The organism is Pseudomonas neuropathica (genome assembly GCF_051174785.1).
Taxonomy (GTDB): Bacteria; Pseudomonadota; Gammaproteobacteria; order Pseudomonadales; family Pseudomonadaceae; genus Aquipseudomonas; species Aquipseudomonas neuropathica_A.
Genome location: NZ_CP195111.1, coordinates 4,100,736 through 4,115,064, shown reverse-complemented (window position 1 = coordinate 4,115,064; position 14,329 = coordinate 4,100,736). Strand labels below are relative to the sequence as shown.

The window sequence follows — 14,329 nt, the reverse complement described above, 5'->3', positions numbered from 1 at the left end:
TAGCCGTCATGCGCCTGAAGTTGCTCACCAATCTCAATACGCTGCTGCTGGTCGCCGTGTGCCTCGCACTCGGCGTCACGCTGTGGTGGTCGCAAAAAGCCCTCGAACGTCCGTATCTGTTGATGGAGCGGTATCTGGGACTGTCGCAGCAGTTTCAGAACGAGGTGGCGCGCAACGTCGAGGACTACCTCGGCAGCGGTGATGCCCTGCGCTTGAGCAGCGCAAGCCAGGCCATCACCGGCCTGCAGACGGAACTGAATGAGTTACCGCCAGCGCTGGCCGACACCCTGCGTCCGAGCCTGACTGGCCTGGAAGAGTTCAGCAAAACCGACCTGCTCGCTGCCGGCAAACTGGCCGGTGACCCGCAAGCCTTGTTGTTGCAGGCCGAGCGCGAATTGAGCGCCAGCCTTGATCAGCTCAGCACTTACGCCAACGGAAACTCGGCTTATCTGGCGCCGTTGCTCATCGCCTCTCAGCACTTGGGCAAACTGTCGCTGGCGCGGGACAAACTGGTCAGCAGCGGGCGCAGTGAACTGGCCGTCGATGTTGAGCGCGAGGTCACCAACATCCGCTCGCAGGCTCAGGTGATTGATGCCCTGCCCTTGCTCGGCGTTGTGGCCAAAAGCGAATCAGGCAGCGACGATTTCGCGGCGATAATGGGCATCGAGAACACCGAAAAAGCCGTCGCTGAAGATGCCGGCGTCGGTCTCAAGCGAGAGCTCGGCAGCTTGCTCGGCCGTTATCCGGCAGAGCTTGAGCGCACCCGCGATCAGATTCAGAAACGCGCGGATCTGAGCACTGCGACACATGAGAAAATCGCCGCTGTGCAACAAGCCATCGCCGGCCTGGAACCCGCAGTACGCGCCCAACACGGGCAAATTCAGGGCGAGGTGCGCCTGATGCAAGGCGTGATGATCGGCCTGATTCTGCTGATCGCTTTACTGATCGACACTCTGCAACGACGCCTGGCACGCACGTTGACCAGTCTCGCGCCGGCGCTTTCAACCTGGGCTGAGGGCGACTTCAGTCGTGACATTCATCTGGGTAAAACCAACCGTGAACTGCGTGACATCGAAGCCTCGCTCAATCGCTTGCGTGCGTATCTGGTGGATCTGGTCGGGACCATTCGCGGCAATGCCGAACAAGTCGCGGGCAGCAGTCGCACACTCGCTGAACTGAGTAACGACTTGCACAGTGGTGCCGAACATCAGGCCGGCGATACCGCGCTGATCCGCGATTCTCTCGGAGAACTGGAAGCAACCATTCAACAGGTGGCCGGCGATGCGCAGCAGGCAGCGGATGCCAGCCGTCATGCCGGGCTGGCCGTCGAGCATGGTCAAACCGTTATCGGCCAGAGCCTGACCGGGCTGCACGCGCTGGTTGGTGAGGTTCAGGGCAACGCGCAAATGATCGAGCATCTGGCCGAAGAGTCGGCGACCATCGGCGGCGTGTTGACGGTGATCCGCTCGATTGCCGACCAGACCAACCTGCTGGCGCTGAACGCGGCGATTGAAGCGGCGCGCGCCGGGGAAATGGGGCGTGGTTTTGCCGTGGTGGCCGAAGAAGTTCGCTCGCTGGCACAACGCACCGCAGGCGCGACAGCCGAGATTCAGACGCTGATCGCTGGCCTGCAAACGGCGGCGCGGCAATCGGTCGAAGGCATGCGCGCGCAAGTCGAACATGCCGAAGCCACCGCCAATCAGGCGCAAGCAGCGGATGGTGCGCTGGATAAAATCGTTGGCGCGATTCAGACCATTTCCGCCACGGCAATCCGCATTGCCGATGTCACCGCGCAGCAAAGCGGTGCGGTCAGCGAGATCCGCGATCACAGCGAGCGGATTCATCAGTTGGGTGGGGATAATCTGGTGCGCATCGGCCGGGGTCGTGAGCAGGGTGAAAATTTGTTGGTGCTGGGTGGGCAATTGCATACGGCCGTACAGGCCTTTCGCGTCTGAGAGATCGCCTTCGCGAGCAGGCTCGCTCCCACAGGGGCATGCATTCCAATGTGGGAGCGAGCCTGCTCGCGAAGAGGCCCGCATCATCACCGCAAGTGACCGGATCAAATCACTTGGTCACATATTTCGCGCAAACATCGGCCATCGTGCTGGCTATTGCATAGAACTGGACAGTCACAAAGTCTTTGCGGCATAGTCGCCGGGTTCTGACGATTGCTCACCCATAACAAGGACTACGCAGATGGCAACCCTCCTGGTGCTGCACGGCCCCAACCTGAACCTGCTCGGCACCCGCGAACCCGGCACCTACGGTTCAACGACCCTGGCGCAGATCAATCAGGATCTGGAGCGTCGCGCCCGTGAAGCCGGTCATCATCTGCTGTATTTGCAAAGCAATGCCGAGTACGAATTGATCGACCGCATCCACGCCGCACGCGGCGAAGGCGTCGATTTCATTCTGATCAATCCAGCAGCTTTTACGCACACAAGTGTCGCATTACGTGACGCGTTGCTGGGAGTGAGCATCCCATTCATCGAAGTGCATTTGTCCAACGTGCACAAACGCGAACCTTTCCGCCATCACTCTTACTTCTCCGACGTAGCGGTGGGAGTGATCTGCGGCCTTGGCGCCAGCGGTTACCGACTGGCCCTGGAGGCTGCACTAGAACAGCTTGAAACACAGGCAACGACTTGAACTACAAGCGTTAAGCGCCCCTGACCGACCCTTGGGAGTTGATGATTCATGGATATCCGTAAAGTTAAGAAACTGATCGAATTGCTGGAAGAGTCCGGCATCGACGAGCTCGAGATCAAGGAAGGCGAAGAGTCCGTACGCATCAGCCGTCACAGCAAGACCCCGGCTCAGCAGTACTACGCACCGGCGCCAATGCAAGCGCCGGCCGCCGCACCTGTTGCAGCTGCTCCAGTTGCTGCAGCCCCGGCTGCCGCTGCTGCTCCAGCGCTGAACGGCACTGTTGCCCGTTCGCCGATGGTCGGCACCTTCTACCGTAAATCTTCGCCAACCTCGCCGTCCTTCGTTGAAGTCGGCCAGACCGTGAAGAAAGGCGACACTCTGTGCATCGTCGAAGCCATGAAGATGATGAACCACATCGAAGCTGAAACCAGCGGTGTGATCGAGTCCATCCTCGTCGAAGACGGCCAGCCGGTTGAGTACGACCAACCGCTGTTCACCATCGTTTGAACTGCGGAGAGCCTTTGATGACTGCGAAGTTGGAAAAAGTTCTGATCGCGAACCGCGGTGAGATCGCCCTGCGGATTCTGCGTGCCTGCAAAGAGATGGGCATCAAGACCGTCGCCGTTTACTCCAAGGCCGACAAAGAGCTGATGCATCTGGGTCTGGCAGACGAGTCCGTCTGCATCGGCCCGGCTTCTGCCGCTCAGTCCTACCTGCACATCCCGGCCATCATCGCTGCCGCTGAAGTGACCGGCGCTACCGCCATTCACCCAGGCTACGGTTTCCTCGCGGAAAACGCCGATTTTGCCGAGCAGGTCGAGAACTCCGGCTTCGCTTTCATCGGCCCGAAAGCCGAAACCATCCGCCTGATGGGCGACAAGGTTTCGGCCAAGCACGCGATGATCGAAGCAGGCGTGCCAACCGTTCCAGGTTCCGACGGCCCACTGCCGGAAGACGAAGAAACGGCGCTGCGCATTGGTCGTGAAGTCGGCTACCCGGTGATCATCAAAGCCGCTGGCGGCGGCGGTGGTCGCGGCATGCGCGTAGTGCACAAGGAAGAAGACCTGATCGCCTTCGCCAAACTGACCCGCACCGAAGCAGGTGCGGCGTTCGGCAACCCGATGGTGTATCTGGAAAAATTCCTGACCAACCCGCGTCACGTCGAAGTCCAGGTGCTGTCCGACGGCCAGGGTCACGCCATCCACTTGGGCGACCGCGATTGCTCGCTGCAACGTCGTCACCAGAAAGTTCTCGAAGAAGCGCCGGCACCGGGCATCGACGAGAAGGCGCGCGAAGAAGTACTGGCTCGCTGCGTCAAGGCGTGCATCGACATCGGTTACCGCGGTGCGGGTACTTTCGAGTTCCTGTACGAGAACGGTCGTTTCTACTTCATCGAAATGAACACCCGTGTTCAGGTGGAGCACCCGGTTTCGGAAATGGTCACCGGTATCGACATCGTCAAGGAGATGCTCAGCATCGCCGCTGGCAACAAGCTGTCGTTCACTCAGGATGACGTGGTTATCCGCGGTCACTCGCTGGAATGCCGGATCAACGCTGAAGACCCGAAAACCTTCATGCCGAGCCCGGGCACGGTCAAGCATTTCCACGCCCCAGGCGGCAACGGCGTTCGCGTCGATTCGCACCTGTACAGCGGTTATGCGGTTCCGCCGAACTACGACTCGCTGATCGGCAAGCTGATCACTTACGGCGCTACCCGCGACGAAGCCATGGCCCGCATGCGCAATGCCCTGGACGAAATCGTGGTTGACGGGATCAAGACCAACATCCCGCTGCACCGTGATCTGGTTCGTGACGAAGGCTTCTGCAAGGGCGGTGTGAACATTCACTACCTCGAGCACAAGCTGGCTAAACAGCCGTAACGCTTCAAGCGGCGCAATCAAAAACCCCGGTCCATCTGAACCGGGGTTTTTTTATGAGTCCTGTATAACGACAAGCAGCGGCTCAGCTCAACAACACCACTGTAAAAGCCTGCTCTTCGACCATTCGCGGGGTTGCCACAAGGTTTTGCTCATCCACGACAGTACCCGCGGCGTTCTCTTTCAGCGGCTTTGCGCGGAATCGCTCCCTGAAGACATTGAAACGTCTTGATACGCTGTCGGTTCCATCACGAGCACGCTTCCAGATGGGCAAATACATCCGCTCAAACTGAGCCCTGGATATTTTGTATACCGTGGTGACGCCATTGCTCAGGTTCAACGTCACGCCATAGTTATTGCCCAGACAAGAAGAGTAAGACCAATAGTCCCAGTCAGGTCGCAACCCTTGCTCTTTCATCACTTGCCTGACCGAGCCGCCGATGTCTGCCCCTGTCAGCCAGTCGCCTCCCACGAGGGTGCTGCGAATGTCCTGCGCAGTCCCTCCCAGACGCCCAATCACATCCTTCACAGTGCGATCGATCAGCGAACGAATATTATGATCAAAATGAATGACGGCCCCGGCCTTTGTAGCCGGATTGTAAAGGGAGGCGATCACACAGGTCTGCGCATTCAGTGAAAAGAGATAATTGTCCCTCGAGCTGTTGCTGAACCTCGCCACCACGACCTCGCCCTGCATGGCTCCTCTGTTTACTATCGGCTCGGCCCGCCCCGGAAACGAACTGCGCAGATTGTCGACGCGGCCAAGATAGCGGACGCCTTCACCCCCTCTCGCTCCGACCCTCGTATGCACCCACTTTCCACCCGCCGAAAGGAATATGGGCCGGGCAGATCTCGTCGAGGAAAGACGGGGGTCGATCAGAATCAATCCATAGAACGTCGGGTGCTCCTTTACCTGGTAATACTTGCCCTTGCGGCGAATGTAGTAACTGGATTCAGACCCGACGCTGGAGGGGCTGTGATAAGTACCGAAAAAGGTGCCCTCTGTGGAAACCAGCTGCAAATTCTCTGGCGTTTTTCTGACGGCCTGCCCGGGTTTGAAATGTACAGCTTCATCCATCGACAACGTTTGCTTCACCCTGACCGCTGGAGGATTTCTCAGGCGATCAGCCACCAATGATATCGACCTTGTCGCCTGCTTCAGGCTCCTGGCCGCTTGCCCAAGCAGCTTGATCGCACTGGCGGCGCCCACCATGGCGAACAGCGCTCCCCAGGACGCTTCCAGCCAATGAATGAGCGCACCATCCGTATCGCCTTCCAGGTGCGCTTCGATAGCCTGTTTGGCGCTGACTGCGACGAACACGATATCCAGTAGCAGGGCAAACGGTGGAAACAACAGACAAAAGGGAGCAGAGGCGAACATCAGCCCTTTGACTACCTGTTTTTCGATCATCTCTGCGCGACTTGTGGTGACGTCTTCCACGTCAGTGACCGAGCGCTCGATATAAGCATTGAACTCGCTTCTGGCATCGCTCACCCGCTGCGATTCGTACAACATATCCACATTCATGTTTTTCGCCGCCATGGCACGCAGTAAGCGCGAGACGGTTTTACGTGCGGAGACGGCCACACGTGCCATGACATAGTCACTCAGCTTGCCAGCGGTTTCCCCGAAGAGACTCTGATAGGGGCGAAAGGTCATGCCGTCGGGTGCATCCGGCATGTAGAGCCAATAGGACGCGTCGGGGTCGAAACAGGCAAAAACATAGACCCCGAGCACCACGTTGCCACGGACGGTAAACCTGAACATCCCTTCGCGCTCTGCAATGCTTGTCACAGAAACACGGGGCCCTGCAGATCGTGCCTGGCTCAAGAGCGAAACTTGCCGGACGAGCGTCAGATACACTTTATCGTCCAGCTGACCGGTACTTCTGGCGACGCGCAAGTCACGATCCATTTTGGACAACAGCACGTTCCGATAGGCGCTTCGGCGCATTGCGAATACGGGATCGCTCGCATCAAGAAACTTTCCCCGAATCTCGCGGGCATACTTGTCGCCCAGATAGGCCGTGCGCAGGTACAGCGCCAGATCAGCACTGCGAAGCTGACTCAAATCCTGGCCGACCGACGAACGCACGCCTTGTCGGGGATGATCGATGCCCGAATTGTCATCGTACCCATAGATGGCCAGCTCCAGCAGACTGGCCACGTGCAGCCTGTCATTGGTGAGGTTGGGTCGGTAGTCAATCAGAACCGTCGAGGGGTCGACCGGCTCCAGCACATTCTTGCTGCGCATGTAAGGCGCAAGCTCTTGGGCGACCGTGCGCTTGGCGAAATCGACAAAGACTTCATATCGGCCAAGTAAATCTTTGAAAACCTTTTGATGAACCACAAGCTCCTGATTCAGGCTGCTGATACGTCGACGGGCTTCTAGCGCAAGGGCCGTGTACCAGCGCGGTGAGTTCTCCTGCTCGACCTGATCCAGGGTCCTCGCGAGCCCCAGCCTGGAGGCGTCCTCTACACAATCCATGAACCCCATTGCTGTTCGCCTGATGTCACTGCGCATTCCCCATAAGCTCGGCCTGGCCGATACGTCGAACAAGTATTCCCGCGCCGTGCGCGCCGCGACAGTCGATACCTGTTGCAACAGGTACTCTCGGCCCGTTTCGGTCTGGGTCCATTCCCAAACCTCTTCGCTCAAAGCTGCAAGTGAAGTCAGCCGGATCCATTCCTGTCCGTCGGGCTTGTTGGGCGCATACAACAACAGGTCACGAACATCCCCTGCGGTCTCTTCGCGGTAAAACACCAGCAACTCGGTACATTTCATGCCATTGGGAAGTGTCAGACCGGCAACACGCAGGCTTGTCGCTGAGACATTGCTGCTGTCCCACGCCTGCTCAAGACGCTCATGGTCATCCACCGTGATATGACCCGCACAACGTGCAACAAATGCGCTTTGCTGCAATCGCAGCGTGAACCAGTCGATCAAGGCCTTTTTCACGTCGGCACGTTCGTATTGCTGACTGAGGGCTTGCAGGTATTGAGCCGGAAAATCCTGCTGTGACAGCATGTGGCCGATGAATGCAGGTTCCAGAGGCTGGTTACGCAGTGAAGAACCACTGCTCACCTCAAGCACCGAGGCGAAATCCTCGCTGATCGGCCCGGCCGCCAGCAGTTCGCTAAGACTTCGGTCTTGTACCGGCTGACCGACGGCCGAACGCCACATCAACCGCACCTGAATAATGTCCGGCTCGACCTCCATGTCCAGCTTGAGCTGGATATGGTCGATGGCCTGCTGCCGGGCGTAGGCGCGCAACGTGCCGTATCCCTCAAGCAAACCATCGAGCAATGTCTGGGCTTGTGAGGTCTGGTCTTGATACTCATGCAACAACACTCGGTCCGATTCATTCAAGACCCGCAACCAATGCGGCAACTGTGCGAATGAAAGCGCCTCGAGGATCTGGCGTTCCCGGGCATTCGCCAGCCTGGTCAATTGATATCTTGCGAAACTGCGCTTCTGGATCCTTTCAATTTTTTGTCGCAGCCGATCAGGTACCAGCCCTGCGAGGCTATCGCGATGGAATGCTTTATCGATGTCATCGATAAAGCGCTGCAGCTTGCGCTTGACCATAAGATCAAACGAAGCCTCTTGTTCTGTTGGAGCCCAGTGTTCTCGCAGGTATGTCTTGTACTGATCGAGAAAATACGAAGCGACTGCTTCCACTGTCTGGATGACAACCTCGCGACGCCCCGAAGGCAATCCCGGATCCTTGCCGCCCGGCCAGCGATACGGTGAATCCTGTACCGCTCGAAAAACCACAGGCTGGCTGTCAATGAGCCTTTGAAGTACCGCGTCGAGCAGAGAAATGACAAAGCCAGGCACGATATTGCCTTGCGGGTAATGAACGCGCAGTTCGATCAATGCGAAATGTTCCATCGCTTCGAGTAATGTCATTTGACTGCCCAAGCGCTCGTCGACCATTACCTTCCAGCGTCTTAATCGCAAAAGAAGCGCCTGAGCCGTACTCGCGGGAGCAGCTATACGCCGTTGACCCTCTACACTCCCTTGTTTATCTGTCATGTCGCCCAATCCATTCTTGTTGTGGAATGAGCTTCACTGTATTTGCCGGAAAACAGGTTCAGACCATACATATGTATATCTAGTGTCTGGTTTTGTAACAGTGAACCGGTTTATCCACTTTGCTGACGACCTAGCGTAAACTGCGCCCCTTTGCAGCTTCGGGCTGTCCCACAGATATATTTAAAGGTGCCCGCCATGCCTTGGCTGCAAGTACGTCTCGCCATCAGCCCGGAACAAGCCGAAACCTACGAAGACGCCTTCCTTGAAGTGGGCGCCGTTTCGGTGACCTTCATGGACGCCGAGGATCAGCCGATCTTCGAGCCGGAACTCAACACCACCCCGCTGTGGGCGCACACCCACCTGCTCGCGCTGTTCGAGGGTGGCACCGAACCGGGGCCGGTACTGGCTCATCTGGAACTGCTGACCGGTAGCCCGCTGCCCGAACATCACAGCGAAGTCATTGAAGATCAGGACTGGGAACGCAGCTGGATGGATGGCTTCCAGCCGATGCGCTTCGGCCAGCGCCTGTGGATCGTGCCGAGCTGGCACGCCGCGCCTGAGCCTGACGCCGTCAATCTGCTGCTGGACCCGGGCCTGGCGTTCGGCACCGGCACTCACCCGACCACCGCGCTGTGCCTGGAATGGCTCGACGGTCAGGACCTGAAAGACTGCAACGTGCTCGACTTCGGTTGTGGCTCGGGGATCCTGGCGATTGCGGCCCTGCTGCTCGGCGCCAAGGAAGCCGTTGGCACCGACATTGACGTGCAGGCGCTGGAAGCCTCGCGCGACAACGCCGGGCGTAACAACATTGCCGACGAACTGTTCCCGCTGTACCTGCCGGAAGATCTGCCGCAGGTCAAAGCCGACGTACTGGTCGCCAATATTCTCGCCGGCCCGCTGGTTTCGCTGGCGCCGCAGCTGTCCGGGCTGGTCAAGTCCGGTGGGCGTCTGGCGCTGTCGGGCATCCTCGCCGAACAAGGTGATGAAGTCGCTGCCGCTTATGCGCAGGACTTTGATCTGGACCCGATCGCCAATCGCGATGGCTGGGTGCGCATCACCGGCCGTCGGCGCTAATATGACCGCCTGCATAATCCGGATCGCCGCATGACCGACAGTTTCGTCACCCAGTGCCCGCATTGCCAAACCAGTTTCCGTGTCAGCCATGCTCAATTGAGCGTGGCCCGCGGGGTGGTTCGCTGCGGCTCCTGCCTGCAAGTGTTCAACGCTGCCAAACAGCTGCTGGAACAACACGCTGGCAAGGACGCGGTGACGCCGGTGGCGCCGTCAATTGTCGAGCAGACGCCGATTGTCGAGATCGCGCCTGTTATCGAACCACCGCCCATCGTCGAGCAGCCAGCACCGCGCGCCATCAGCCAAAAGCAGTGGAGCGCCTCGGAGCTTGATCTCGACAGCCTAGATCTGGACGAAGAACTCGCCCGTCTCGAACAACGGGAAATCCAGCCGACCACCGAATTCGGTCGTCAGCGCGAAGATTCACTGAGCGCTCGCCGCGACGCACCTGAGCCGGATGAAGCGCTCTGGCGCGACAGCCTGTTCAGCGAACGCGCCGACGAGCACACTGCTGAACCCGAAGAAGACGAGCCAGAACCCATCGACATCGAGCCGGTAAAAGCCGCGCGCACCGAGCCTTCGCTGTCACTGGAACCGGTAGATCTGGATGACGAACCGGCGATCCCGCAGTTGCGCCTGCACGATCCGATCGATCCGAACGCTCGTCGTGAACGTTTCTCGGCCAGCGACGATGACGGCGACGACGATTTGCCATCGATCGAACCTTTGCGCAAAAAACGTGAACGCGCAGAACCGGGCGTGCGCGCAGAAGTCTTGCAGGACCTGACCGACGATCCATTGCAACTGGACTGGCAAAAGCGCCGCTCCCCTTGGGGCCGCCGCTTGCTTTGGCTGGTACTGGTCCTGCTGGCGGCAGGCGGACTGGCTGCGCAGTACATCTCCTATCATTTCGATGAACTGGCCCGCCAGGATCAATACCGCCCCTGGTTCCAGCAAATCTGCCCGCAGATCGGCTGCACGGTGCCATCCAAGGTCGACATCGCGCGGATCAAGAGCAGCAATCTGGTGGTGCGCAGCCACCCGGAGTTCAACGGTGCACTGGTGGTCGACGCGATCATTTATAACCGCGCGACGTTTTCTCAGCCCTTTCCATTACTGGAACTGCGCTTCGCCGACCTCAACGGTCACCTGATCGCCAGTCGTCGCTTCAAACCCGGCGAATATCTTAAAGGCGATCTCGAAGGTCTGGCGGAAATGCCGCCGCAGACGCCGATCCACATTGCGCTGGATATTCTCGATCCAGGCCCCAAAGCGGTGAATTACAGCCTGAGTTTCCACTCGCCCGAGTGAAGTGCTTCATCGCTTTCGAATTGACGGCGGATTTCTGACTTTGTCACGCACAACCAAACCTGTGGCGATAACAGAATAACTGTTCAGATTTTGTTCAATTCAGCCTTTATCCAGTCATCGAGAGCGGGTATCATGCCAACCCTTTTTCGAACTCTCATGATCCGGCCCCACTTCAGGGAAGTCCTATGTCGGCGGTACGCATCGGCCCATACACATTGCAGAACGGCTTGATTCTCGCCCCGATGGCGGGGGTCACCGATCAGCCCTTTCGTCAGCTGTGCAAGCGTTTGGGCGCAGGGCTTGTTGTCTCGGAAATGGTCACCAGCGACATGAGCTTGTGGAACACCCGCAAGTCGCGCATGCGCATGATCCACGAAGGCGATCCCGAGCCACGCTCGGTACAGATTGCCGGTGGCGATGCGCAGATGCTGGCGGACGCGGCCCGGGCCAATGTCGAGTTGGGCGCACAGATTATTGATATCAACATGGGTTGCCCGGCAAAAAAGGTCTGCAACAAGGCGGCCGGTTCCGCGTTATTGAAGGACGAAGCACTGGTGACCGAGATCCTGCAGGCTGTAGTGGCTGCGGTTGATGTGCCGGTCACCCTGAAGATCCGCACCGGTTGGGATCGCGACAACAAGAACGGCCTGACGGTGGCGAAAATCGCCGAGCAGGCCGGGATCACCGCGCTGGCAGTGCATGGCCGCACTCGCGCCGATCTGTACAAAGGCGAAGCCGAGTACGACACGATTGCCGCGATCAAGCAGGCCGTGTCGATCCCGGTGTTCGCCAATGGCGATATCGATTCGCCGGAAAAGGCCCGTTACGTGCTCGACGCGACCGGTGCCGATGGCCTGTTGGTAGGCCGCGCCGCCCAAGGGCGGCCATGGATTTTTCGCGAGATCGAACACTTCCTGCGTACCGGCGAGAAATTGCCGGCACCGGAGCTGATCGAGGTGGAACACATACTGCTAGAGCATCTGGCCGCACTTCACGCTTTCTATGGGGATGTGATGGGCGTGCGCATTGCGCGCAAGCATGTGGGCTGGTATCTCGCAACCTTGCCGGGCGCCAGGGAGTTTCGCGCCCACTTCAATCGTTTGGATGGTACGGAAACACAATGCGCCAACGTTCGGGAGTTCTTCGCCGAGCGTTACAAGAGCCTGACAGGGGACGAAGAAGGGGTGGCCGCATGACGATGATGACCGAGACTTTAGTGAGTGGAACAGCACCCGTGAGCGACAACGTGAATTTGAAACAGCACCTCAATACCCCGAGCGAAGAAGGTCAGACCCTTCGCGGGAGTGTCGAGAAGGCGCTGCACAATTATTTCGCCCACCTTGAGGGCGCGTCCGTCACGGATGTGTACAACCTGGTGCTCTCCGAAGTCGAGGCTCCCCTGCTCGAAAGCGTGATGAACTACGTCAAGGGCAACCAGACCAAGGCCAGTGAGCTGCTGGGACTTAACCGCGGCACGCTGCGCAAGAAACTCAAGCAGTACGATCTGCTGTAAGCATTCAATCAAACCAGAAAGGCGCCCGCGTAAAAAACGGTCGCCTTTTTTGCTGACTTCCTTTGCTTTTGATGGAAATTGAGATGACCGACCAGACTACCCGCCTGCCGATCCGCCGCGCCTTGATCAGCGTTTCCGACAAGACCGGGATCCTCGAATTCGCCAAGGAGCTCGAAGCTCTGGGCGTCGAGATCCTCTCCACCGGCGGGACGTTCAAGCTGCTGCGCGACAACGGTGTTGCCGCAGTGGAAGTCGCGGATTACACCGGTTTCGCCGAGATGATGGACGGTCGGGTGAAAACCCTGCACCCGAAAATCCACGGCGGCATCCTCGGTCGTCGCGGTATCGACGACGCGATCATGAGCGAGCACGGCATCAAGCCGATCGATCTGGTTGCCGTTAACCTCTATCCGTTCGAAGCCACCATCAACAAGCCAGGCTGCGACCTGCCGACCGCCATCGAGAACATCGACATCGGCGGCCCGACCATGGTCCGTTCGGCAGCGAAAAACCATAAAGACGTAGCAATCGTGGTGAATGCCAGCGATTACGCCAGTGTGCTCGAAGGCCTGAAAGCCGGCGGCCTGACCTACGCTCAGCGTTTCGACCTGATGCTCAAGGCGTTCGAACACACCGCAGCCTACGACGGCATGATCGCCAACTACATGGGCACCGTGAATCAGACCGCTGAAACCCTCAGCACTGAAGGCCGCAGCGAATTCCCGCGCACCTTCAACAGCCAGTTCATCAAGGCCCAGGAAATGCGCTACGGCGAGAACCCGCACCAGAGCGCGGCGTTCTACGTGGAAGCCAAACCTGCCGAAGTCGGCATCGCCACCGCGACCCAACTGCAAGGCAAGGAACTGTCGTACAACAACGTGGCCGACACCGACGCCGCGCTGGAATGCGTGAAGAGCTTCGTCAAGCCAGCCTGCGTCATCGTCAAACATGCCAATCCATGCGGCGTTGCAGTCAGCCCGGACGCTGAAGGCGGCATCCGTCAGGCCTACGAACTGGCTTACGCCACCGACACCGAGTCAGCGTTCGGCGGCATCATTGCCTTCAACCGTGAACTGGACGCCGAGACCGCCAAAGCGATCGTCGAGCGTCAGTTCGTTGAAGTGATCATCGCCCCGAGCGTCAGCGAAGAAGCCCGCGCGATTGTTGCGGCGAAAGCCAACGTGCGCCTGCTGGCCTGCGGCGAGTGGTCGGCTGACCGCGCTGCTGCGTGGGATTACAAGCGCGTCAACGGCGGCCTGCTGGTACAGAGCCGTGACATCGGCATGATCAGCGCCGATGACCTGAAAGTCGTGACCAAGCGCGCCCCGACCGAACAGGAAATCCACGACCTGATCTTCGCCTGGAAAGTCGCCAAGTACGTTAAGTCCAACGCCATTGTCTACGCCAAGAACCGTCAGACCATCGGTGTCGGCGCTGGCCAGATGAGCCGCGTAAACTCGGCGCGTATCGCTGCGATCAAGGCTGAGCACGCCGGCCTGCAAGTCGCCGGTTCGGTGATGGCATCGGACGCGTTCTTCCCGTTCCGCGACGGTCTGGATAACGCAGCCAAGGTGGGTATCACTGCGGTGATCCAGCCAGGCGGCTCGATGCGCGACGCTGAAGTGATTGCGGCCGCTGACGAGGCCGGTATCGCGATGGTCTTCACCGGCATGCGCCACTTCCGTCACTAACCAGTCGACGGCCGCACTGAAGCCGGCATCTGCTGCGTTGGAGCCGACCTCGATGATGCTCATTGCCAAAAGGCAACTCCGCTCATCGAGGTCGACTCCGCCTTGCATCTACCGACTTCATTGCGACCTCCTACAGCGTGAAGCGCTTTAGGTTCTAAAAACAGAATTAGCGTCATCC

General features: G+C 58.8%; 10 protein-coding genes. 9 read left to right on the top strand and 1 reads right to left on the bottom strand.

From position 1 onward, the window contains the following. Positions 1-8: 8 nt before the first annotated feature. The 4 genes from ACRRSD_RS18545 to accC all read left to right on the top strand — a co-directional run bounded on the left by ACRRSD_RS18545 (position 9) and on the right by accC (position 4,529). On the top strand, positions 9-1,955 hold the full coding sequence (locus ACRRSD_RS18545) for a methyl-accepting chemotaxis protein (protein WP_435034598.1): 1,947 nt from the start codon (positions 9-11) through the stop codon (positions 1,953-1,955). Between the two features lie 241 nt (positions 1,956-2,196). Next, entirely contained in the window at positions 2,197-2,649 is a 453-nt protein-coding gene (aroQ, locus tag ACRRSD_RS18540) for a type II 3-dehydroquinate dehydratase (RefSeq protein WP_007914604.1), read from the top strand. Positions 2,650-2,697: 48 nt separating this feature from the next. Beyond that, the gene (gene accB / locus ACRRSD_RS18535) at positions 2,698-3,156 is read left to right on the top strand and encodes an acetyl-CoA carboxylase biotin carboxyl carrier protein (RefSeq protein ID WP_201232178.1); all 459 of its coding nucleotides are present in this window, start codon (positions 2,698-2,700) and stop codon (positions 3,154-3,156) included. Positions 3,157-3,173: 17 nt separating this feature from the next. Then, positions 3,174-4,529 (top strand): acetyl-CoA carboxylase biotin carboxylase subunit, encoded by a 1,356-nt coding sequence (accC, locus tag ACRRSD_RS18530; RefSeq protein WP_134175748.1) that lies wholly within the window; start codon positions 3,174-3,176, stop codon positions 4,527-4,529. Positions 4,530-4,611: 82 nt separating this feature from the next. Here the strand turns inward: accC and ACRRSD_RS18525 are convergent, their stop codons facing one another. Continuing rightward, positions 4,612-8,466 (bottom strand): dermonecrotic toxin domain-containing protein, encoded by a 3,855-nt coding sequence (locus ACRRSD_RS18525; protein ID WP_435034596.1) that lies wholly within the window; start codon positions 8,464-8,466, stop codon positions 4,612-4,614. Positions 8,467-8,760: 294 nt separating this feature from the next. Here ACRRSD_RS18525 and prmA point away from each other — a divergent pair, with 294 nt between their 5' ends. The 5 genes from prmA to purH all read left to right on the top strand — a co-directional run bounded on the left by prmA (position 8,761) and on the right by purH (position 14,151). Then, positions 8,761-9,639 carry a 50S ribosomal protein L11 methyltransferase gene (gene prmA, locus ACRRSD_RS18520; RefSeq protein ID WP_435034595.1) on the top strand — a complete coding sequence of 293 codons (879 nt, stop codon included), beginning with the start codon at positions 8,761-8,763 and terminating at the stop codon, positions 9,637-9,639. A 30-nt stretch (positions 9,640-9,669) separates the two neighbouring features. Further along, positions 9,670-10,947: a DUF3426 domain-containing protein gene (locus ACRRSD_RS18515; RefSeq protein ID WP_435034594.1), complete on the top strand. Its 1,278-nt coding sequence runs from the start codon at positions 9,670-9,672 to the stop codon at positions 10,945-10,947. Positions 10,948-11,132: 185 nt separating this feature from the next. Beyond that, positions 11,133-12,143, top strand: coding sequence for a tRNA dihydrouridine synthase DusB (gene dusB, locus ACRRSD_RS18510; protein ID WP_116031736.1), 1,011 nt, complete (start codon positions 11,133-11,135; stop codon positions 12,141-12,143). After that, positions 12,140-12,460: a DNA-binding transcriptional regulator Fis gene (gene fis / locus ACRRSD_RS18505; RefSeq protein WP_003221275.1), complete on the top strand. Its 321-nt coding sequence runs from the start codon at positions 12,140-12,142 to the stop codon at positions 12,458-12,460. The genes dusB and fis overlap by 4 nt, the downstream gene beginning before the upstream one ends. Positions 12,461-12,543: 83 nt before the next feature. Next, entirely contained in the window at positions 12,544-14,151 is a 1,608-nt protein-coding gene (gene purH / locus ACRRSD_RS18500) for a bifunctional phosphoribosylaminoimidazolecarboxamide formyltransferase/IMP cyclohydrolase (RefSeq protein ID WP_435034593.1), read from the top strand. The last annotated feature ends 178 nt before the right edge of the window (positions 14,152-14,329 follow it).